Source organism: Chitinophaga barathri (genome assembly GCF_003807585.1).
In the GTDB taxonomy this organism is placed as follows: domain Bacteria; phylum Bacteroidota; class Bacteroidia; order Chitinophagales; family Chitinophagaceae; genus Chitinophaga; species Chitinophaga barathri.
On record NZ_RMBX01000014.1, the window covers coordinates 16950 to 38340 of the forward strand.

A 21391-nucleotide genomic window follows, 5' to 3' on the forward strand; every position below is an offset into this window, starting at 1 on the left:
GGGTGAATGAACAAAGCAGTAAAAATATTGATCGTAGACGACCGGCCGGATAATCTCCTGTCCATAGAGACTATCCTGGAAAAGGAGAACTACCACATCGTCAAAGCATCCTCCGGCAGGGCCGCACTGAAGGCCCTGCTGCAGGATATCGATTTCTCCCTTATCCTGATGGACGTGCAGATGCCGGATATGAACGGCTTCGAAACCGCCGCGCTCATATACCAGCGTGAAAAACTGAAGAACATCCCTATCATCTTTATCACTGCCCACAGCCATGAAGAAGAGGCGATATACAAGGGGTACAACGTGGGCGCCGTGGATTTTATTCACAAACCGCTGAACCCGCAGCTGTTGAAGATCAAGGTAGGACTGTTTGTTGAACTGTACCAGAAAACACACTCGCTGCTGGAGCAGGAAAAAAGCCTGCTACAGGCAAATGCCCTGCTGCAAAAGGAAATTGAGGAAAGAGAAGCGTCTGAAATTAAAGTACTGGAACTGAACAGGCAATTGTACCGCAGTAATGTGCATCTCAAAAAAGTGAACGAAGAGCTGGACCGCTTTGCTTACGTAGCTTCCCATGATTTACAGGAACCTCTACGGAAGATCCGTGTATTCACAGACCTGATCAGCAACAAAAGCAACGGTACCCCGCAGGAGCTGGATCGTTATATCTCCAAGATCGGCGAGGCCGCGCAAAGGATGCAGCAGCTGGTGGACGACCTGCTGCGTTTCTCCCGCCACTCCACCCAGGGCCGCGATTATGTGAACGCGGACCTGAACGAGATCGTGAAAGAAGCCGTATCAGAGCTGGAGATCGCCATCCAGAACAACCAGGTCAGCATACAGGTGGACCCGCTCCCCTGCATACCCGTGATCCCCACCATGATCCGGCAGGTGTTCAACAACCTGATCAGCAACGCCATCAAATTCAGGAAAAAGAACGTGATGCCCGTAGTGCATATCTATGCGCGCAAAACGAAGGATGTGGAAACACCCGGCATGTACCAGATATTCGTGGCGGACAATGGCATCGGGATAGACAACCGCTACCTGGAAGACATCTTTGCGGTGTTTAAACGGCTGCACAGTTACCAGGAGATCGAAGGGACCGGCATAGGGCTTTCCATCTGCAAAAAGATCATGGAGCATCATAACGGCACCATTACCGCCACCAGCGAGGTAGATCATGGCACGACGTTTATCATCGGCATACCCGAGAAACAATCCTGATATTATTGCGCCGTATCCAGTTCTTCACCTCCCCGCGCCCGGCCGCTCATCAACACAAAACGTTTCACGTTTTTCACTTCCATATTCCCGGCCCGCAAAAAAGCCCTTACCACCCGGAAGAGCGATAAGGACTGTGTATAAGCCGTTCTATTTAGTGCTTCGCGATCCAGTCCGCCACATAATCCGCATTCCCCTCCCAGCCGGGCTGTCCCAGTACGAAGTGATTGCGGCCGGGGAATTCCTTGTATTCCAGCACAGAGCCGTTTCGTTTATACCTTTTGAAATTCCGCCTGTTGAGATGCGCCGGAATAGTCTGATCCTCGCTGCCCGCGACGAACAGCAGGGGCGCATGGGACTTATCGTAGTCCACTTTAGCCGCACTGGTAAGGCCACCGCGCGACACGGTTTTGGATTCCGGGATGGTCAGTTGTTCCCAGCCTTTCTGCTGCTGGTCCAGCGGCATGCCGTTCACGAAAGCGTACTGCCAGTCTTTGAAAGACATGAGGTAGGTCTTTCTCACGGAAGTGAACAGCCCGAGGCTTTTCCAGGTTGATCTCAGGAAAGTAAATTCATAGGGGAACACACCGAGCGTAGGCACGGAATGGATAACCACGGCGGCCCTGGCAAGGCCACGGTTGTTCAGCACCTGCGTCATCATCCCTCCAAATGAATGCCCGATGATGTAAGGCTTTTCCGGCAGGCTGGATGCTACTTTTGCGTAGCTGTCGATCACCTCGGAAACGGTGAGGGTTGCCAGGTCCACGTCGTTCGGCTGGCGTGCGCGCAGTTCCGCGGCGGTGCCGTCTTTAAAAGGCCAGGGCGGGGCAATGGTATTATAGCCCTTTTTTTCAAAATAGGTCTTCCATTCATCCCAGCAATGATGGGTCACGAATGAGCCTGTTACAAACAGGATCGTCTTTTTATTTGTTTCCATAAACTGATATTCAGATGATTATAATACGAACGTCTGATTAGTGCCGGTTTTGAGGTCTGCTCCGGGGCTGATTGGTTAGCGTTCTTAAAGGTACGTTTTTAGGCCTGATCTATGGTTGTTCCATTCGTGGAATCTGGTGGCCGGAACAGGGGGATATGGCAAAAGAAGTGAATACTTTGAAAGAGTAGTGATTTGCCTTACTTTAGCAATTGAAAATTGTTGTGTATACCATGAGCAACCGTCCGAAGATCTTTTTATTCGCAGATGACGATCCCGAAGACCAGGAAATACTGGAAGATGCAATAAAGGCCATTGATCCGGAGATCAAACTGCACATGGTGCACAACGGGCAGCAGGCGATAGAGTACCTTGAAAGTTGCAGCGACCCGGACCTGCCTTGTTTTATCATCCTGGATTATAAAATGCCTGTGTTCAATGCAGTGGAAGTGCTGGAACGGATACATTACCACCCCAGGCTGCATCCCATTCCCAAAGTAGTATGGAGCACCTCCAACCAGCCGGAACATGTGAAATTATGCCTTCAGAAAGGCGCCCTTGAATATTTTGTGAAACCCATGCAGATGAGCGAACTGGCAGAGATTGCCCGCCGTATGTTGGACCTCTGCGAAAACGCTTTGGACAAACGCCCTCAATAACCCGTTCCGGGAAGATATATTGCAAATTCAGCACCCTGGCTGGGCAGGCTGCTCGCCCTGATGATCCCCTGGTGGTTCTGTACGATCTTTTTGCAGATTGCCAGCCCTATGCCCGTGCCGGCATACCCCGGATCGTCGTGCAGGCGCTGAAACAGGTCAAATATTTTTGATGTATAGGAGGTATCGAACCCTACCCCGTTATCTGTTATGGTAATCTTGTGATATATGGCTTCCGGGTTCCTGATGTCCTTTAACTCCGAGCCGGGCACAAGACTGGCGGCGATGGTGATCTTTGGCGCACGGTCCGGGTGAAAATATTTGAGCGAATTACTGATGAGATTTTCGAACAGTTGGTTGAATTGAAAAGGAATAGCCCTGATCACGGGCAACAGCCCGCATTCTATCACCGCGCCCGTTCTTTCAATGGAATCGTGATAGGTCAGCACAACGGTATTCACGATCGCGTTCAGGTTCACAGGCGCCAGTTCCTGCGAAAAGGAAGAGGCTTTGGAATAGGTGAGCAGGTCGTCTATCAGCTGCTGCATTCGCCCGGCGGCGTTAACGGACCGGCCAAGATATTCTTTCATTTTTTCGGGCAGCGCTCCGGCGTGCTCATTGATGTAGTTATTATAGAATTGTATCTTGCGTAAAGGTTCTTTCATATCATGCGCCGCCGCGTAGGCAAACTGTTCCAGTTCTTTGTTCTGAAATTCCAGTTCCTCCGCGTATTTCCTGATCTTGTCCTCCGCGATCTTTTTCTCCGTCAGGTCGCGCGTTACTTTTGAAAACCCGATGATGCCTCCCGCATCGTTGTGCAGTGCGGTGATCACGATGCTGCCCCAGAAACGGGTGCCGTTTTTTCTGATGCGCCATCCTTCCTGCATGGCTTTGCCAAATGTTTCCGCGGCGGCCATCAGCTTATTGGGAAGTTGTTGCTGCCGGTCTTCGGGCAGGTAAAATATACTGAAATGTTTCCCGATGATCTCCTCTTCCCGGTACCCTTTGATCTTTTCCGCCCCTTTGTTCCAGTTCTGTATGATTCCTTCCTTGTTCATTAACAGGATGGCGTAATCCTCCACTTCCTCAATCATTTTATGATAACGCTCTTCGCTGATCTTCAGCTCCCGGTTTTTTTCGATCAGTTCCCTGGTTTGCTCCAGTGCGTTTTTTTCGAGATTGACCACCATCAGGCGTGAGTTTTCTTCGCTGGCTCGTAGCAGGTTTTCCGCTTTCCGGATGTCCGTGATGTCCACCAGCATATTTACCGCGCCGGTCATTTTTCCTTCCCCGTCAAACATGGGGCGTGGAAAAGGCGCCACATTCCGGCGGCTGCCGTCCGGCCGTTCCACTATGATCTCCACACCCGTCACCTCCCGGCCTTCCCGGAGCGTGATCGCCATGGGACAGCTGTCCAGCGCCATGGGCTCACCATTAGTATCATATATCTTCCAGGAACCGCACCACAGGTCTTTCCCCAGCTCGGGCTCCCGGCCCCAAAGAAGGGTGGCCGCGTGGTTATAGTGGCTGATCCGCCCGGAAGCGTCAGTGGAGTATATAGCTGCCGGTAATGTCTGAATGAAATCCAGGTATCCCGCCCCTGGTATCCCCCCTGCAGGTTTATCTGTGTGCTGGTTGTTTGTATCTGTTTCCATGGGCACTGAAGGTGTATTGCTAAGTTACCCTTGTGTGCCCAAATGATGTGCCATGAATATTATTATGGTTGTTTTCAGTCGTACGCCGCATCCTGGCCTTCTCGTTATTGAAGTCTGAAGAGGGAGTGATCATGCAGGGGTAAATTACAAACTTTCGTGTTTAGAACACGGCCGGCGGTTCTTTGGGCAACTGGAAATAAAACGTGCTGCCCTGGCCGGGAATGCTGTTGATCCGCAGCTCGCCGCCATTATTCACCACAAATTCCTTGCAGAGCCACAGGCCCAGGCCGGTGCCTTTTTCGTTGGCCGTACCGTCCGTGGAATAGAGTTTATTGCCATACAGTATTTTGTACACCGCTTCACTGGTAAGGCCATTGCCGCTGTCCGTTACAAACAATTCCACTTTATTGCCGGCGTCCCTGGCGCCGAGAGAAACGGTACCGCCACGGGGCGTGAACTTGATCGCATTGTCCAGCAGGTTTCGGACGATCAGTTCCAGCTGGTGATCGTCCGCATACACAACGGCGCCCGGCGGCACGGAAGCCTCCAGTTTGATGTTTTTCTGCCCCGCGGAAAACCGGTAAGTATCGGTAATAAGCTGGAAAAGCTGCGCCAGTTCTACTTTCACGGGTCTCGTCTCAATGCGGTTCATCTGCGACAGCGACCAGTTGAGCATATTGTGCATGGTGGAATTGATATGTTTGATATGCTGCCGTGCCATCTGTGCAAATTCCTTGATCTCCTGCGGCGTAAGCGCTTTCATTTCCAGCAGTTCCAGCAGTCCGGACAAGGTGCCCAGCGGCGTACGCAGGTCGTGGGAAATGATGCCCAGCAATTTATCCTTTACCGTATTGCTTTCGCGGAGGTGCTGCATCATTTTGGCGAGCTCCTGCGTGCGGAGGTTCACTTTATCCTCCAGCAGGTCCTTTTGCGTAATGGCATATTGCAGGTGCGCCGCCTGCATGTCGATCGTTTCTTTTTTAAGCAGCGCATACCGGTGGCCTAAAGCCAGCGACAGCAATACCATTTCAACAGCGGAACCAATGGGCAATATGTGGAACGACCAATGTCCGTAAGGCAAAACGCCGATATTGGTGGTCACAAACAGCAGGATACAGACCAGTAGCGTGCTCCATGCAATGATGAAATACAGCGCGGGTTTATATCCTCTCCTGATAGCCCTTATCGCCATCCAGATGAACAGGATGGGAATGCAGAAGCTGCACAGCTCATTGATGCGGATGGCCGGTTCGCGCCAGCCGAATGCCAGGCAAAACACCGGCACCCACAGCAGCCAGAATATAACACGGAGGATGCGCGTTTGCAGCGGCGCATATTTTTTGCTTTGCAGGAAAAGGATGGAAAACCCGATGGTGAACATATAACTGATCGCCGCCATCCCGATGCCGTACTGGTTAAAGAACAAGGCGGCGGAAGGGCTCAGGCTGTAATGAAAGCCGCGAAGGTAAAGAAGATTGAAGCCCGCCAGCGAAATAAGATAACCCAGGTACCAGAGGTAAGCCTTGTCCCTGATCCAGATAAACAACAAAAGGTTGTAGAAAAACAACGCCAGCACTACCCCGAGATAGATCAGCTCCACCACGTACATACCCGCCAGCGCGGTGGGTATGCCTTCTGCGGTAGCTACTGCCAGCGGCACGATCAGGGCGTTGCCCGTACGCGCCCGCAGCCAGAAATCCACCGGCAGCCCATCGTTTGCCGGCAGCTCAAAAGTAAACCCATGGAAGTGGAAAGTATTGGGCTTGTACTGCATACTGCCGGATTGTACGGTATGCAGCTGGCCCTCGTGTTCGTAATAGAGGCTCAGGCTGTCTATATTGGAAAACTCTATCAGCAGGTAAGTAACGTTGGTGGCATTATTGCTCACCCTCCCATGTATCCACACGGCGGAGGAAGTAATGCCGAATGCGCCCATCTCATGTTTCACCGGCTGAAAAAGCGAACCGTAAGCCTGCTGGCGCACCTGCTGGAAAGTAAGCATAGCGGTGGGATCCACGAGCCAGCCGGAGGTTTGTGCTATGCGCACGTAGGGCCTGTCGCTGCTCAGTACATTCACATTCTGAGCCGGCAGCAACCGTGGAGATAAAAGCGCCAGGATGAGACAGATGACAAAATTTCTCAATACGGTGGGTTATGCATGTGTGAACATCATTCTTAATATAAGACAATTTATAGTACCAAAAGGGTGAAGTCCACATGAAATATTTCACACCTTATTCACGCCATATGGCAGGGCCTCTCCTTTCAGTCCCGCAATGATGTTTTCCGCCGCCATCCTGGCCATCCCGCTGCGGGCTTCCACCGTGGCGGACCCGATGTGCGGCAGCACCGCTACATTGGGCATGTTCAGCAATGGATTGTTTTGATCCATAGGCTCGGGATTGGTCACGTCCAGGCCGGCACCCCAGATGGTTTTACTTTCCAGCGCGGCCAGCAGGTCCTGCTCATTGTGCATGGCTCCCCTGGCGGTATTGATAAAGATGGAACCGGGTTTCATCTGAGCAAAGGCGGCTGCATCGAATTTACCGGCGGTTTCAGGGGTAAGGGCCGCGTGAAGGCTGAGCACATCGCTTTCTTTCAGCAGGTCTTCAAAACTCACATACCGGGCGCCCAGCAGTTGTTCCGCTTCTTCGTTCCGGTGACGGTTGTGGTAAATGAGCGGCATATCAAATGCGCCCCGGCATTTTTTTGCCAGCGCCATACCTATTTTACCCAGGCCCAACACGCCCAGCGTCCGGCCGTTGAGTTCAATGCCCAGGTTGGTGGTAGGTTCAAAAAAGCCCCATTCTCCCCGCCCGATCACCTTGTGCATATAAAAAGCCTTGCGGGCGGTGGCGAGCATGAGCAGGAAAGCAGTATCGGCCGTGGCATTGCTCAACACACCGGGCGTGTTGCCAATAGGGATCTTCAGCGCGGTAGCCGCCGGAACGTCCACATTATCATATCCAACGGCCATGAGCGACACCACTTTCAGGTGAGAGCAGGCTTGCAGGAATGCCGCGTTTATTTTGTTTCCGCCTACGCTCAGCAGCGCATCGTGGGTTTTACAGGCGGCTATCAGCTCCTCCGGGCTGAGGTGCCTTTTCTCACGGTGCTCTGTGTATTGAATGCCTGCATTACGCAATAATTCCAGTCCTGTTTCAGGGATGATCCTGGTGATGAATACTTTCATGATCGATGCCGGTTGTAAGGATAAAGATCATGCTATTTTGTTAGATTCGTACCCTTAAATCATGCTCATGGAAACAAGAACGCTTGGAAATACAGGATTCCGGATCGCCCCGCTGATGTTCGGCGGCAACGTGTTCGGATGGACGGCCGATGAACCAACTTCCTTCCGCCTGCTGGATGCATTCACAGATGCGGGCTTCAACGCGGTGGACACCGCGGATACCTATACCCGCTGGGTACCCGGCAATACGGGCGGGGATTCTGAAAGGGTGATCGGGAAATGGCTGCGCAAAACAGGAAAACGCGATAAGATCATACTCGCCACCAAAGTAGGCGGCGTATTCAGTGAAGAAAAACGGGGGCTGAAAAAAGCTTACATCCTTCAATCCATCGAAGATTCGCTGCAAAGACTGCAAACGGATTACATCGATCTTTACCAGACGCATTACGATGACGAGGAAACACGCATCGCGGAAACGCTGGAAGCCTACGCCGAAATAATCAAATCAGGAAAAGTGCGCGCCATCGGTACTTCCAATATGAGCCTGCCGCGCATCATTGCTTCGGCTGCGCTGAGCAAGGAAAAAGGTTTCCCAAAATACCAAACCCTTCAGCCGGAATACAATCTTTTTGACCGTGAAAAATTTGAAACGGAATATGCGCCTTACGCCATGGAGCACAACCTCGGTGTGATCCCGTATTTCGCGCTGGCCAGCGGTTTCCTTACCGGCAAATACAGGACGGCGGAAGATATTACGAACAGCAGCCGCGCCAAATACCTTGGCAAATACATGACGGAAAGAGGCTTCCGCATCCTGGACGCGCTGGATAATGTGGCCGCGCGTTATCACGCCAAACCCGCTATGATAGCCATCGCCTGGCTGATGAACCGGCCCGGCGTCACCGCGCCTATCGCCAGCGCCACCAGTCTCACCCAGCTGGACGAACTGCTCCGCGCCGTTTCCCTGAAGCTGGATACCGATGCCATGGATCAGCTGAACGCGGCGAGCGATTACAATAACTGAGAGCTATAAGATATCTTATAAAAATCAAATCCCCGGCTCGTTTGTGGCCGGGGATTTGTTGTATAATATCATTCGTTTTTGATGCGGTATTCTCTATCATCATCCGGCAAACGGCTTGCTCAACCGCCACGCTTTGCTAAAAGTACGCAAACGCAGTACACATAAAGCCCCTCAGCACCTTCAACCCCCTTTTTACTCTCAAATTCGCCATTCTAAGTCCAGGGTAAGTCCAGGGTAAGTCCAAGCTAAGTCCAGGGTAAGTCCAGGTATGACCCATACATGCATCATGTTCGACGGCAGTGCCAGGTATTGACCATCTATTCATGCTCCCATGCAACCGCTTTACTTCCTCGTCTTATCCGCTTCTTTCAGTTTTTCCAGCATAGCCGCCATCTCTTTCACCTTTTCAGGATGCTCCGCCGCGATATTTTGTTTTTCCCCTACGTCTTTTTTCAGGTCGTACAGCTGCGGCGCGGAATCGTTGCCGGATTCGACATTCACTTCTTTCATTAGTTTCTGCCCGTTTGAAGGGGAGATGTATTTCAGGTCGCCCTGCACCAGGGACAGCGGGCCACCTTGCAGGATCAGCCAGTCCCGGCCTTTTTGTGTTTTGCCCAGCAGCGCGCCCAGCATATCAAAACTATCCGGCGCATCGGTGGCGCCCAGGGGCTGGCCGGTCATTTTTGCAAAAGACGCAAAAAGATCCACCTGGCTTATGAGCGCGTCAGAGGTCTGACCGGCTTTTACACCAGCGGGCCAGCTCACGATCCAGGGCACACGGGTGCCGCCTTCAAACGCGCTGTATTTGCCACCTCTCAATGGGCCAAGCGGCTGATGCCCGTTCTGCATGGTCACCGCTTCGTCCACATACCCGTCATCCAGCACGGGGCCATTGTCGCTGGAAAATATCACGAGCGTATTTTTCTCCAGGCCCAGCGCTTTCAGTTTTTCCATGATGCGGCCCACCATCCAGTCCATCTCAAGGATGGCGTCCCCACGGTAACCGAGGCCGCTCTTGCCTTTGAATGCAGTAGCGGGCATACGCGGCACATGTATGTCGCTGAGCGCGAAATACAGGAAAAAGGGGTGCCTGTGGTTTTCTTCGATGAACTGCTCCGCTTTGTCCGTAAAGGCGTAAGCAAGCTCTTCATCCGCCCAGCGGGCTTTCTGGCCGCCTTTCATAAAACCGATGCGGCCGATGCCGTTCACGATCGTATTGTTATGACCATGGGAGGCCTGCATTTTCAGCAACTCCGGGTTTTCTTTACCAGTCGGCTCGTTCCCGACTTTTTCTTTATAGTTGACGGTGATCGGGTCGTTTTTGTCAAGCCCCTGCACGCGGCCGTTCTCCACGAACACGGTAGGCACCCTATCCGCCGTGGCGGGGAAAAAGAACGAATAATCAAAACCCACTTCGTTTGGCCCGGGTTTGATATCCTCATTCCAGTCGATCTCTTTTCCATCACCCAGGCCCAGGTGCCATTTGCCCACCAGCCCGGTTTTGTAACCGGCTTTCCGCATCATGGACGGAAGGGTGGGCTGCCCCACAGGCACGATCATGGCGGCATTGCCCGGCAGCACACCGGTACCGGTCTTGCGCCAGGGATACCTGCCGGTGATCAGCGCAAAACGGGAAGGAGTACAGGTAGCGGAGGTGGCATGACCGTTCGTGAAGCGGATGCCGCTTTTGGCCAGCCGGTCGAGGTTTGGCGTTTTTACTTTGGTGGCGCCGTAGCAGCTCAGGTCCCCATACCCCGCATCATCTGCATAAATAATGACAACATTCGGTTTTTGCTGTGCAAAAGCACCCGGGCCCAGGAGGCCCGTTATCAGCATAAAGAGTAACTTTTTCATCGGGTAAACGTTAATTAAATATCGGGTTACAATCTTACTCATTAAATAGATCTTTTTTCAACATAAATTGATTAAATTAACAGTAATGCGTTTGCAATAGAATACATGAGGTTATTTTTCAATGTATTGCATAAGCCGATTGTTCGAAGTTTTAATTTTAATCCCAGCGCCGTATGACGACAAATGTACCCACGATATTACTGATCGACGATGATACCGATGACCAGGAAATGTTCCTTTCCGCCCTTGAGTTTATAGACGAATCCATTGTATGCAACACTGCGCCGAATGGTTACGAAGCTATTATGCAGCTGAACGACGCCGATTCCCTGCCTGACCTTATCTTTCTTGACCTCAACATGCCCGTGATGAACGGCGTGCAGTTCCTCCGGGAAGTGAAAGTGGCGCACAAAGCCAAGGACGTGCCGGTGGTGATCTACTCCACAGCTTCAGACAACCAGACCATCCAGGAAGCCAAACAACTCGGCGCTTTCCAGTTCATTACCAAGCCGGAAAAATTCTCCGAGCTGGTAGGTTTGTTGCATGGGCTTTTATATCCCGCCACGCGTTAAACGTGGCGCCGTGACCGTTACGATGTCATTCCACCAGTTCCGACGGCCATTCTACCGGGTGGCCCGTCAGCTTCGAAATGGGCATGACTACATTCCTTTTCCCCATATAATCCGTCAGTTCTTTTGCCAGCGCCTTTGTGATGGCAGGGTTCTGCGCCGCCACATCATTTTCCTCGCCGATATCATCTTTCAGGTTGTAAAGGTGTAATTCCAGTTTCCGCTGATCGTAGATCAGTTTCCAGTCACCTTTGCGGGCGGCGGAGAAAAAGTGCAGGCCGGGCCCTTCGCCTTGCGTCCAGCGGTGGGGGTAATGCCATACCAGCAGCCGGTCTTTTGTTTTCAGCGCATTATTTTTAAGGACCGGTAAAAAACTCTGCCCGTCCACCTGCTGTACCATTCCCGGTTTCTTTACACCCGCCATCTCAAGAATACTCGGGAAAAAATCTTCGATGATCACCGGCTGTGCCGCTACCGTTCCCGGTTTGATCACCGCGGGCCAGCTCACGATCATCGGTTCGCGGATGCCGCCTTCGTACACCGAACCTTTGCCTGCTTTTAAAGGAAGGTTCTGCGTATGCGCGGGCGGAGTACGCGGCGGCGCAAGGCTCAGCCCTCCATTGTCCGACATAAACATCACGACCGTGTTTTTTGCCATGCCTTCCCGCTCCAGGTAATCCATGATATCGCCCAGGCTTTTGTCCATGCCTTCCACCAGGCTGGCGTATTTCGCTTCTTCCGTGCTGAGGCCCTGATCTATGTAATGCTGGTAAAAACGTTTGTCCGCCTCCAACGGCACATGCACCGCGTATTGCGCCATATACAGGAAGAACGGTTTTTTCGCCGCGCGGTTCTGCTCAATAGCCGCCAGCGCTTTACGCGTAAGTGCTTCGGTGAGAAATACATCTGTGTTATAAAACTCCTCCAATCCCGGCACGCCATGCGAGGCATTGGCCGCGCCATATTGTTTCTCAGGAAGATAACTCGCCGGGTGACCGGCGGCATGACCGGCAATATTCACCGCATAACCCATCGCCAGCGGATCGGCGCCGGGTGTGCCGTTTGAGGCGTAATGCGCTTTGCCGCAGTGAATAGTATAATACCCGGCCTGTGCCAATAGCTTCGGTAACGGTGTGGCATATACGGTATTGGGAATACCCGGCACGGGGCTCATCCCGTTCAGGTTCCAGTTGCCGGATAGCAGCGTGGAATCCTTTGCGTCCGACCGTTTATCGCGGGGGTAATTCGTCCAGTTGGTCACTTTGTGACGGGTTACGTTCATGCCCGTCATCAGGCTCACCCGCGTGGGCGTGCACACGGGCGTGGCGTACGCGTTGGTGAATTTCATGCCCTGCCTGGCCAGCCGCTGCATATTGGGTGTGCGGTAACGTTTGTTGAGCGGGGTGGTTTGCGTCCAGAAAGGCTCGCTGGTATCCTGCCAGCCCATATCATCCACGAGGAAAACGATGATATTAGGGCGCTGTTGCGCGTTTGCCTGCAAGGCGGAGCAGATCGCCAGGCAGCAAAAAATACGTTTTAAGCTTATCATATCCCCTAAGTTAAAAAGTTATTTGTTCGTAAGCAATCCTTATTATATTATGCAATTATAGAATGTGAAATAATGCCCCGGGATGCTTACATTTATAATGCACCATCCAACCTAACATTTGCGGGCCGGAGCAACCGGTACATGAGCATTTACGTATCCCTAGTCAGCTCAAATACATCTGAATGAGGCACATTTTGTTGCTCCTTTTCATGGGGTCATTTCTCACCCTTAAAGCCGATCATATCACCGGCGGGGAGATGTATTATGTCCTGCGTAGCTCTTCGGGGGGGATGAATACCTATCACGTTACACTGAAACAATTCAGAAGCTGTTTTACGGCCAACAGGAATTTTTACAACCCTATCTATATCGGCGTGTTCAACCGTATAACGGGAGAGCGTATACGGGACGAACAGGTGCCGCTTACCCGGGAAGAAGAGCTGAGCGCCACCAGTACGGACCCATGTATCACACGGCCTCCGCTGATCTGTTTTTATGTGGGGTATTGGGAATTTGATGTGACACTGCCGGTATCCGCGGACGGTTACCTGCTCACCTCGCAGGTGACGAACCGCGTGGATGGCATCACGAATCTCGACCCCGGTTATGGCCGCATAGGCGCTACCTACACTGCCGAGATCCCCGGCTCAAGACCGCTCATATCAGCCCCTTCCAATGGCAGCGCACATTTCACCGGCAGCGACCTGGTGACCATCTGCGCGGAGAATTCATTCAATTACAGCTTCGCCGCGGTAGATCCGGACGGCGATGAACTGAGATATTATTTCTGCGAGGCCTACCAGACCGTTGGTTATTCCGGCGGAGGGGGAGGCGGTGGCGGTGGGGGCGGCGGAGGGCAGACGAGCCAGCCCGTTGTAGGCCCTCCCTATTATTCCCTGCCTTACGGCTCAGGCTTCGCGGGCAGCAGCCCTTTGGGCAGCCGTGTGACCATCAACCCTTCCACGGGCATGATCTCCGGTATTGCGCCCGGTGTGGGCATTTACGTGGTCACCGTTTGCGTGCAGGAAATAAGGAACGGCGTAGCCATTGCAGTACAGCGGAAAGACCTTCAACTCAATATCACCGGTTGTACCATAGCGGCGGCCTCATTACTACCGGAATACATGCTTTGCGGCAATACCCAGCGGCTCACCGTGGCGAATCAAAGCAATAGTCCCCTGATCGCATCCTGGAACTGGGAATTCCGGAACAATGCGGGAGCGGTGGTATACAACTCCTCCCAGCAGGTGGCGGATTATACATTCCCCGCTCCGGGCACCTATACCGTGAAACTCACGACTAACCGCGGCATGCAGTGCCCCGATTCCACCGAATCATTAGCCCTCGTATACCCCGGCTTTGAACCGCGTTTTTCATCGGCGGGCGCCTGCATCAGCAAGCCTGTTCTTTTCCGCGATGAGACCACCACCGTATTCGGCACCGTCAATTTCTGGGACTGGGACTTTGGCGACGTAGGCACACAAGTCGATTTTTCGCCCGCGCAACATCCTTCATACACCTACACTGCCACCGGCCCGAAAAGCGTAAGGCTTATCACGCATAACACTGTGGGATGTAAAGACACCCTGTTCCAGACGGTGGAGATACTGGACAAACCGCCTATCCTTCTCTCCTTCCGCGACACGCTCATCTGCCCGCCCGATCCCCTGCAATTACAGGCCGGAGGCCTGGGCGTTTTCACCTGGAGCCCGACCGTGAACATGACCGGGGCCAATACGCCCACGCCCAGTGTGAACGTAACCACAGATACGAAATATTACGTGGACCTCAACTATGACGGATGCCTGAACCGCGATTCCGTGATGATACGCGCCGTAAACCGTGTAAGCCTTTCCCTGCCCACGGATACCGTCATCTGCCTGGGAGACGCCATCACATTGCGGCCCGCCTCGGACGGCCTCCGTTATACCTGGACGCCAGCCGCCAGCCTCAGTAACGCCGGCACAAAAAACCCGCTGGCCACGCCCACCGGCAATACCCTTTACACGGTCACGGCATCCATCAGCAACTGCACCGCCACGGATGATATCAACGTAAACACCGTTCCATACCCGAGCGCCTTCGCCGGTGCCGATACCGTGATCTGTTTTGATACCTTCGCCACGCTGCATGCCAGTACAGACGGCAGCTCCTACACCTGGAGCCCTGTGCTGCCCCGCACACTCGATCCCCTGGTGCGCCCCCCCGTTACCACCGCCTATATATTCACGGCCATGGATACACGCGGATGCCCCAAACCGTCGAGAGATACTGTACTGGTGGTGGTATTGCCGCAGGTAAATGCGTCAGTGGGCAGGGATACCGCCGTTGTGCTCGGCCAGCCTTTGCAGCTGAATGCTTCCGGCGGGCAGAACTATACCTGGTCGCCCGCGGCCGGGTTATCGAATCCTTTTATTCCCAATCCTGTTATTACCTTCAGCTCACCCACACCCGCCATACAATACAAGGTATATGTGCAGGACCAGGCCGGTTGCACGGATTCCGCTTTTATCAATGTGAAAGTGTACAACACGATGCCGCAGGTATTTGTACCTACCGCTTTCACGCCCAATGGAGACGGTACGAACGATTACCTCCGGCCGATCGGGGTGGGCATCAAAGAGATCAAATATTTCTCCATATACAACCGCTGGGGGCAGATGGTATTCACGGGCACTGCAAACGGCATTGGCTGGGACGGGCGCATCAACGGCACACCGCAATCCACCGGTGTGTATGTATGGCAAGTGAAAGCAGTCGATTATCTCGGCCTGGATTTTTTCCTCACCGGCACCGCCACCCTCATCCGCTGAGCCGCATGCCTTAAATCCTTACTTTCGTGGTATGCGCCAGAAAAATAACCTGCCCGTTATTGGCATTACAGACATCTGCACACCGCTGAAAGCTGAAGTATTCAGCCTCTTCAGGCATGAGCAGCAGGGAAAGGCCAGCCTTCCGCAGGCGCACAAACACAACTTCTTCATGCTGCTGGTCGTCGAAAAAGGCGGCGGCACCCATACCATCGATTTCACCACTTACAAAGTGACGCCCCGCTCCGTTTGTTTTCTTGCACCGGGGCAGGCGCACAGCTGGGAGCTGCATCCGCGCACTACCGGCTTCCAGCTGATGTTCGGCCCCGAATTCCTGTCGGACGGGCCGCAGCAATGGCCTTTCTTTTCTTTCTCCGCTTCTCCGTTCCTGCAACTTTCCGCGCCGCAGTTTGAAACGGTTATGCAGGAACTGGAAAACATCGAAAAAGAATATGCCCTTGCAGACTGGCTCTCCGTGCGCATCATCACGCACCGCCTGAAAACCTTGCTGGCGCTACTGGAAAGATATTATGACGTCAAACATCCCTCAGATAACCAGGTGCCCCTGCGCCGCATGGTAAAACAATTCCTGGAGCTGCTCGAAAAACATTACAGGGAAAATGCGACGGTTGAATTTTATGCGGACAAACTACACGTAACGCCGCAATATCTTAACATCGTCTGCAAAAAAGAAACAGGCATCACCGCCGGCAGCTGCATCCGCCAGCGCGTACTGCTCGAAGCCAAACGCCTGCTCACACTCACCGGGCAGGATGTGAAAGAGATCGCTTTTGAACTGGGCTTTTCAGACACTTCCTACTTCTCCCGTTTTTTCCGCCGTTATACCGGCGAAACGCCGGTGGCTTTCCGCCAACACATTCAGAAAGTACCCGGATCCGCACAATAAGCGCCCCTTTCCTTCGTACCTCATCCTTAATTTTACACTGATATGAAACAGCTCCTTATCATACTCATGCTGGGCGTTACACCCGCATGCGCGCAACAAAAAAAGGATTTGACGATGAAAGAGACGAACGCGGATAAAAAACTGCTGGCCGCCGCCACAGCAAACGACACTACAGCCGTTCAGCGGGCGCTCGCCGCCGGCGCGGACAAAGAAACCCGTGACAATGAAGGAAGGACGCCGCTGATGGCGGCCGTTTACCGCAATCATACCGCAGTGGCCAGGCTGCTGATCGAGGCAGGCGCTAATGTGAACGCGCAGGACAAGATCCTCAACTCGCCGTTCCTCTATGCAGGCGCGGAGGGTTTTACAGCCATCGTACAAATGTGTATGAAAGCCGGCGCGGATTACACCGTATACAACCGCTATGGCGGCTCCGCGTTGATCCCTGCCTGTGAGCACGGGCATGTGGAAACGGTGGCCGCCCTGCTGAGCGACCCGAAATTCCCGGTGGACCATATCAACCGCCTTGGCTGGACAGGCCTGCTGGAAGCGATCATCCTCGGCACCGGCAGCGAGCGCCATATCGCGGTAGTGAAGATGCTGATTGCGGCAGGAGCTAATGTAAATATCGCTGATAAAGATGGGGTTACGCCATTAACCCATGCACGCCACAAAGGCCAGAAAGAGATCATCCGCCTGCTGGAAGAAGCCGGTGCGAAATAAGAAAGTATAGTGTTGACAGATTGGCGTAGGAAAGAAGAAAAAGGTTGCTCCCTGAGAGCAGCCTTTTTTCGTATATTATAGACAACAAACTAGTTTGTATAGAAATTCTCATTTTGAGAGAACGGCTCTTATGCGTAAATTTATAAAAGCAGCCGTATGAACCCAAAGCCCCACTAAATCATTTGATGACGTTCAGTGCAGAATAACCAAAACATGAAAGTATTTTCGCTCATCGCTTCCATCATCGCAACAGGTACGCACGACGACCTCACCGATGAAAAAAAGCAGAGAATACGCATCAACAACGCGCTATGCCTTACTACGGGTGTACTGGCCATTGTTTTTGGGTTTATCTTCTGGCTGATCACGCACAAACTACAGATACTTATTCCCGCCATCATCGAAGGGCTTGGTTTTTTCTTCATCATTTATCTCAATCATCTTAAAAAACACGAAACCGCCGGCATCTGCATGATCAGCTATCATGCCATGTGCGTGGTGTATTTCGGGGTGCTGCTGGGAACGCAGGTGGAAGTAGTGCTGGCACTGCTGTTTATGATCAGCGCCACCTACCTGGTGTTTAACAAACGGAAATCTATCCTGATCTGTTTTTGTATTACGCTGGGCGGTTTATTCGTCACCGAGTTTTTCTACTACAGTAATATCATCAAACCCATCGAATTTTCGCATAACGTTACTTTTTTTATCCGCTGGGTATGCATCGCATTTATCCTCACCATCAACACGGTGTGTATCCTGTTTTATAAAAACACGGCGAACAGCCTGCTGGCCGCTTTAAAAGAAAGATCGAAGGAACTGGAAAAAGCCAATAAGTCAAGAAAGATATTCCTGCAGGAAACGAGCCATGAGATCAGGAACCCGCTGAACGCTATTTTCGGGATCGTACAGCTGATGCGGCTGGACCTGAAGAACGGCCGGAGCGAAGAATCCCTGCCCGCGCTGGTGGATAACCTGTACGTGGCGACTTTTAACGTAAAAGATATCATCAACAATGTGCTGGAACTTTCCCGCATCGAAGCAGGGCAGCTGGATGCGGTGAACCGTAAACATGTGCATATCCGTCACCTGCTGCAGGGCATCACCGGCGTGTATGAATATGTGGCCATTACCAAAGCCGTAGAGATCAAACTCACCTTTACGGATATGCCCGATCTCGTTTTTACGGACGATACCAAACTATCACAGATCGTGAACAACCTGTTGCTGAACGCTATCAAATACACCCGCAACCAAAGCGTGATCACGATCGACTGCGGCGTGCGGGAAGATAAGTGGTACATCAGCATTACAGACCAGGGCGGCGGTGTGGAGAGCGACAAGCTGAAAACAATCTACCATAGCCTGGAAGCGGACAGGAGCTCTTTTATGGAAGGCACAGGCCTTGGCCTGCACATCTCCAGACATTTCGCGGAGCTGCTGGACGGCGGCATTACCGTGGACACACTGGCGGGCATCAGCACCACATTCACCGTCGCGTTTCCCGCAAAAGATATCGTAAGCCGCCATACGCCGGCGCCGCTGCGCTCGGCGCCCATACCGCGGCAGTTTGCCGGTAAAATTATCCTGGTGGTGGAAGACGATAAAATGAACCAGGCCATCCTGCGGAACTTCCTGCAAAACAACGGCGCTACCGTAGCCCTTGCAAACAATGGCGTGGAAGGCCTCGACCTCGCCAGGCAGGAAACGCCCCACCTCATCATCCTCGATTCGCACATGCCCAAAATGAACGGCCGCGAAATGCTCTATCATCTCAAACAGGATGAAGAGCTCAGGAATATCCCCGTCATCATCGCCTCCGGCGACGCCTTTACCGAAACGGCGGACCTGTTCATCCGCGAAGGCGCCGCCGATTACGTGATCAAACCCATCGAATTCACCGCCCTGCGTCAGCTACTGGACAAACACCTGAACAGCACCATGCTGGTCAATCACACCGCTGAATAAGCCTTCCCTTCTTTTTATATAATTCCTGTTTTCTGTTACATAATTCGTCCAAAACCCTTATTTGGTAAGGATTTTGAACATTCCCGCGTGTATACCTGTTTCATTTTTAATCACCTAACGACAGCAACAATGGATCATTCACACGGCCATCACCCAACAGGACAGCAGCCTTCCCAGACACCACAGGCACACGCAACACATAAGGGCCACGAAACCCACGCCGGTCATGGAAACCATTCCAATCCCGCTCATGGCCATGCCGGTCATGACCACCACGCCATGATCGGGGATTTCAAAAAACGTTTTTATGTGACGCTCGTGCTCACGGTGCCCGTGCTGCTCCTGAGCCCCATGATACAACACTGGCTGCAGGTGGACTGGGGTTTCCCCGGATCCAAATGGCTGCTTTTTATTTTGTCCAGCATCATATTCATATACGGCGGCTGGCCTTTCCTCAAAGGATTCACGGACGAGATGAAAACCCGCAATCCCGGTATGATGACGTTGATCGGTTTTGCCATTGCCGTGGCGTACATCTACAGCGCCGCTACGGTATTCGGCCTGGAAGGAATGGACTTTTTCTGGGAACTGGCCACACTGATACTCATCATGCTGCTGGGCCACTGGATAGAGATGACTTCCGTGGCCGGCGCCTCCAGGGAGCTGGAGTTGCTGGTAAAACTGATGCCCTCCACCGCCCACCTTGTGCATGGCGATCATGTGATGGAAGTGGAGACTGGTTCATTAAAAAAAGAGGACATCATCCTCGTGAAACCAGGCGAGAAGATCGCCGCGGACGGGCTGGTGACCGAAGGAGAAAGCGCCGTGAACGAATCCATGCTCACGGGGGAATCGCGGCCGGTGGAGAAACACGAAGGGGACAAAGTGATCGCCGGGTCCATCAACGGCAACGGCGCATTACGGATAAAAGTGACGCACAACAGCGCGGAGTCTTATCTCTCGCAGGTGATCAAACTGGTGAACGACGCGCAGCAATCCAAATCGCATACCCAATTGCTGGCGGATAAAGCGGCCCGCTGGCTCACGCTGATCGCGATCGTGGCGGGGCTCGCCACCTTTGCAGCCTGGTATTTTTCAGGCAGTACCCTTGCTTTCGCCATCGAAAGAATGGTGACAGTGATCGTGATCTGCTGCCCGCACGCGCTCGGGCTGGCCATCCCGCTGGTAGTGGCCAAATCCACCGCGCTGGCGGCAAGGCATGGCCTTTTGATCAAAAACCGCACGGCCTTTGAGAACGCCCGCAAAATCAGCACCCTCGTATTCGACAAGACCGGTACGCTCACCGTTGGCCAGTTTGCCGTGGTGCGGTACGGGGCTTTGGATAAAAATTTTAAAGATGATGATATCCTCCGCCTTGCTTATGCGCTGGAGCAAAGCTCCGAACATCCCATTGCCACGGGCATTGTGCAGAAAGTAAAAGAAATGGAACTGACCGCTGAAAAAGCTTCCAATGTAACAGCCATTACGGGCAAAGGCATTACCGCCACGGTGAACGGCCAGACCGTGTCCATCGTAAGCCCGAATGCTTTGCAGTCGCAGCCGATGGACATTCGGGTGGGAGAAACACTGGTATACGTACTGCAAAATGAGGCGGTGATCGGCTACATCGCCCTCTCCGACAAGCTCCGGCCTGAATCCGCGGACGCCATCCGCACGCTGCGCGAACAAAACATCAAAACCGTGCTGCTCACCGGCGACAACAAAGTGGTGGCGGAAAGCGTGAGCAAAACCCTGGGCATGGACCAGTATTTCGCCGAAGTGCTGCCCCACCAGAAACTTGAAAAAATAGAAGCGTTGCAGAAAGCCGGTGAATATGTGGCCATGACCGGAGACGGGGTGAACGACGCCCCTGCCCTCGCCCGGGCGGATGTGGGCATTGCCGTGGGCTCCGGCAGCGACGTAGCGGCCGAAACGGCGGACATTGTGCTGGTGAACAGCAATCCTAAAGATGTGGTGAACCTGGTGCTTTTCGGCAAGGCCACCTACCGTAAAATGGTACAGAACCTGGCCTGGGCCACAGGTTACAACGTGGTGGCCCTTCCGCTGGCGGCGGGCGTGCTGAGCGGCATGGGCATCTTGCTGAGCCCTGCGGCCGGCGCCGTATTGATGAGCGTGAGCACGGTGGTGGTGGCGATTAATGCGGGATTGCTGAAGATCAAAGAGTAAAAGAACGATACGGATGTTCCCCCGGATTATTTACAGCAGCCCTGACACCTTTCCGGTACTTTTTTCACCATTCTCTCCTATATCTATCCTATATCGATCCTATATCGATCGTATAAGGTTCGTATAAGCTCCACGGTT

At 52.9% G+C, this 21391-nt stretch carries 15 protein-coding genes; 9 read left to right on the forward strand and 6 right to left on the reverse strand.

The window, feature by feature from the left end:
* Positions 1-6 precede the first annotated feature (6 nt).
* Positions 7-1230 (forward strand): sensor histidine kinase, encoded by a 1224-nt coding sequence (locus EG028_RS22845; RefSeq protein ID WP_120518839.1) that lies wholly within the window; start codon positions 7-9, stop codon positions 1228-1230.
* 151 nt (positions 1231-1381) lie between these two features.
* On the opposite strand, the gene EG028_RS22850 is transcribed toward EG028_RS22845, so the two are convergent.
* Positions 1382-2164, reverse strand: coding sequence for an alpha/beta hydrolase (locus EG028_RS22850; protein ID WP_120518838.1), 783 nt, complete (start codon positions 2162-2164; stop codon positions 1382-1384).
* A 230-nt stretch (positions 2165-2394) separates the two neighbouring features.
* On the opposite strand from EG028_RS22850, the gene EG028_RS22855 reads away from it, so the two are divergent.
* Positions 2395-2820, forward strand: coding sequence for a response regulator (locus tag EG028_RS22855; protein ID WP_120518837.1), 426 nt, complete (start codon positions 2395-2397; stop codon positions 2818-2820).
* Here the strand turns inward: EG028_RS22855 and EG028_RS22860 are convergent.
* The 3 genes from EG028_RS22860 to EG028_RS22870 all read right to left on the reverse strand — a co-directional run bounded on the left by EG028_RS22860 (position 2814) and on the right by EG028_RS22870 (position 7665).
* Positions 2814-4472: a PAS domain S-box protein gene (locus tag EG028_RS22860; RefSeq protein WP_120518836.1), complete on the reverse strand. Its 1659-nt coding sequence runs from the start codon at positions 4470-4472 to the stop codon at positions 2814-2816. The genes EG028_RS22855 and EG028_RS22860 overlap by 7 nt on opposite strands.
* Before the next feature lie 160 nt (positions 4473-4632).
* Positions 4633-6615: a sensor histidine kinase gene (locus EG028_RS22865; RefSeq protein WP_123864768.1), complete on the reverse strand. Its 1983-nt coding sequence runs from the start codon at positions 6613-6615 to the stop codon at positions 4633-4635.
* 84 nt (positions 6616-6699) lie between these two features.
* Positions 6700-7665 carry a 2-hydroxyacid dehydrogenase gene (locus EG028_RS22870; protein WP_120518834.1) on the reverse strand — a complete coding sequence of 322 codons (966 nt, stop codon included), beginning with the start codon at positions 7663-7665 and terminating at the stop codon, positions 6700-6702.
* A 67-nt stretch (positions 7666-7732) separates the two neighbouring features.
* Between EG028_RS22870 and EG028_RS22875 the strand changes: the two genes are divergently transcribed.
* A complete protein-coding gene (locus tag EG028_RS22875) occupies positions 7733-8689 on the forward strand; it encodes an aldo/keto reductase (RefSeq protein ID WP_120518862.1) in 957 nt (318 codons plus the stop codon).
* A 342-nt stretch (positions 8690-9031) separates the two neighbouring features.
* Here the strand turns inward: EG028_RS22875 and EG028_RS22880 are convergent, their stop codons facing one another.
* A complete protein-coding gene (locus EG028_RS22880) occupies positions 9032-10543 on the reverse strand; it encodes a sulfatase family protein (RefSeq protein ID WP_120518833.1) in 1512 nt (503 codons plus the stop codon).
* Positions 10544-10716: 173 nt separating this feature from the next.
* Between EG028_RS22880 and EG028_RS22885 the strand changes: the two genes are divergently transcribed.
* The gene (locus tag EG028_RS22885; protein ID WP_120518832.1) at positions 10717-11115 is read left to right on the forward strand and encodes a response regulator; all 399 of its coding nucleotides are present in this window, start codon (positions 10717-10719) and stop codon (positions 11113-11115) included.
* A 25-nt stretch (positions 11116-11140) separates the two neighbouring features.
* Here EG028_RS22885 and EG028_RS22890 read toward each other — a convergent pair whose 3' ends face one another.
* Positions 11141-12661 carry a sulfatase gene (locus tag EG028_RS22890; RefSeq protein ID WP_120518831.1) on the reverse strand — a complete coding sequence of 507 codons (1521 nt, stop codon included), beginning with the start codon at positions 12659-12661 and terminating at the stop codon, positions 11141-11143.
* 182 nt (positions 12662-12843) lie between these two features.
* Here EG028_RS22890 and EG028_RS22895 point away from each other — a divergent pair, with 182 nt between their 5' ends.
* The 5 genes from EG028_RS22895 to EG028_RS22915 all read left to right on the forward strand — a co-directional run bounded on the left by EG028_RS22895 (position 12844) and on the right by EG028_RS22915 (position 21253).
* The gene (locus tag EG028_RS22895; protein ID WP_120518830.1) at positions 12844-15474 is read left to right on the forward strand and encodes a gliding motility-associated C-terminal domain-containing protein; all 2631 of its coding nucleotides are present in this window, start codon (positions 12844-12846) and stop codon (positions 15472-15474) included.
* 31 nt (positions 15475-15505) lie between these two features.
* Positions 15506-16378 (forward strand): AraC family transcriptional regulator, encoded by an 873-nt coding sequence (locus EG028_RS22900; protein ID WP_120518829.1) that lies wholly within the window; start codon positions 15506-15508, stop codon positions 16376-16378.
* Positions 16379-16420: 42 nt separating this feature from the next.
* Positions 16421-17101: an ankyrin repeat domain-containing protein gene (locus EG028_RS22905; RefSeq protein WP_120518828.1), complete on the forward strand. Its 681-nt coding sequence runs from the start codon at positions 16421-16423 to the stop codon at positions 17099-17101.
* Positions 17102-17314: 213 nt separating this feature from the next.
* Entirely contained in the window at positions 17315-19066 is a 1752-nt protein-coding gene (locus EG028_RS22910) for an ATP-binding response regulator (protein WP_120518827.1), read from the forward strand.
* Between the two features lie 129 nt (positions 19067-19195).
* Positions 19196-21253: a heavy metal translocating P-type ATPase gene (locus EG028_RS22915; protein WP_120518826.1), complete on the forward strand. Its 2058-nt coding sequence runs from the start codon at positions 19196-19198 to the stop codon at positions 21251-21253.
* Positions 21254-21391: the final 138 nt, after the last annotated feature.

Coding starts and splice junctions, on each gene's coding strand:
- EG028_RS22845 (WP_120518839.1), top strand. CDS start 7: ATGAACAAAGCAGTAAAAATATTGATCGTAGACGACCGGCCGGATAAT.
- EG028_RS22850 (WP_120518838.1), bottom strand. CDS start 2,164: ATGGAAACAAATAAAAAGACGATCCTGTTTGTAACAGGCTCATTCGTG.
- EG028_RS22855 (WP_120518837.1), top strand. CDS start 2,395: ATGAGCAACCGTCCGAAGATCTTTTTATTCGCAGATGACGATCCCGAA.
- EG028_RS22860 (WP_120518836.1), bottom strand. CDS start 4,472: ATGGAAACAGATACAAACAACCAGCACACAGATAAACCTGCAGGGGGG.
- EG028_RS22870 (WP_120518834.1), bottom strand. CDS start 7,665: ATGAAAGTATTCATCACCAGGATCATCCCTGAAACAGGACTGGAATTA.
- EG028_RS22875 (WP_120518862.1), top strand. CDS start 7,733: ATGGAAACAAGAACGCTTGGAAATACAGGATTCCGGATCGCCCCGCTG.
- EG028_RS22880 (WP_120518833.1), bottom strand. CDS start 10,543: ATGAAAAAGTTACTCTTTATGCTGATAACGGGCCTCCTGGGCCCGGGT.
- EG028_RS22885 (WP_120518832.1), top strand. CDS start 10,717: ATGACGACAAATGTACCCACGATATTACTGATCGACGATGATACCGAT.
- EG028_RS22890 (WP_120518831.1), bottom strand. CDS start 12,661: ATGATAAGCTTAAAACGTATTTTTTGCTGCCTGGCGATCTGCTCCGCC.
- EG028_RS22895 (WP_120518830.1), top strand. CDS start 12,844: ATGAGGCACATTTTGTTGCTCCTTTTCATGGGGTCATTTCTCACCCTT.
- EG028_RS22900 (WP_120518829.1), top strand. CDS start 15,506: ATGCGCCAGAAAAATAACCTGCCCGTTATTGGCATTACAGACATCTGC.
- EG028_RS22905 (WP_120518828.1), top strand. CDS start 16,421: ATGAAACAGCTCCTTATCATACTCATGCTGGGCGTTACACCCGCATGC.
- EG028_RS22910 (WP_120518827.1), top strand. CDS start 17,315: ATGAAAGTATTTTCGCTCATCGCTTCCATCATCGCAACAGGTACGCAC.
- EG028_RS22915 (WP_120518826.1), top strand. CDS start 19,196: ATGGATCATTCACACGGCCATCACCCAACAGGACAGCAGCCTTCCCAG.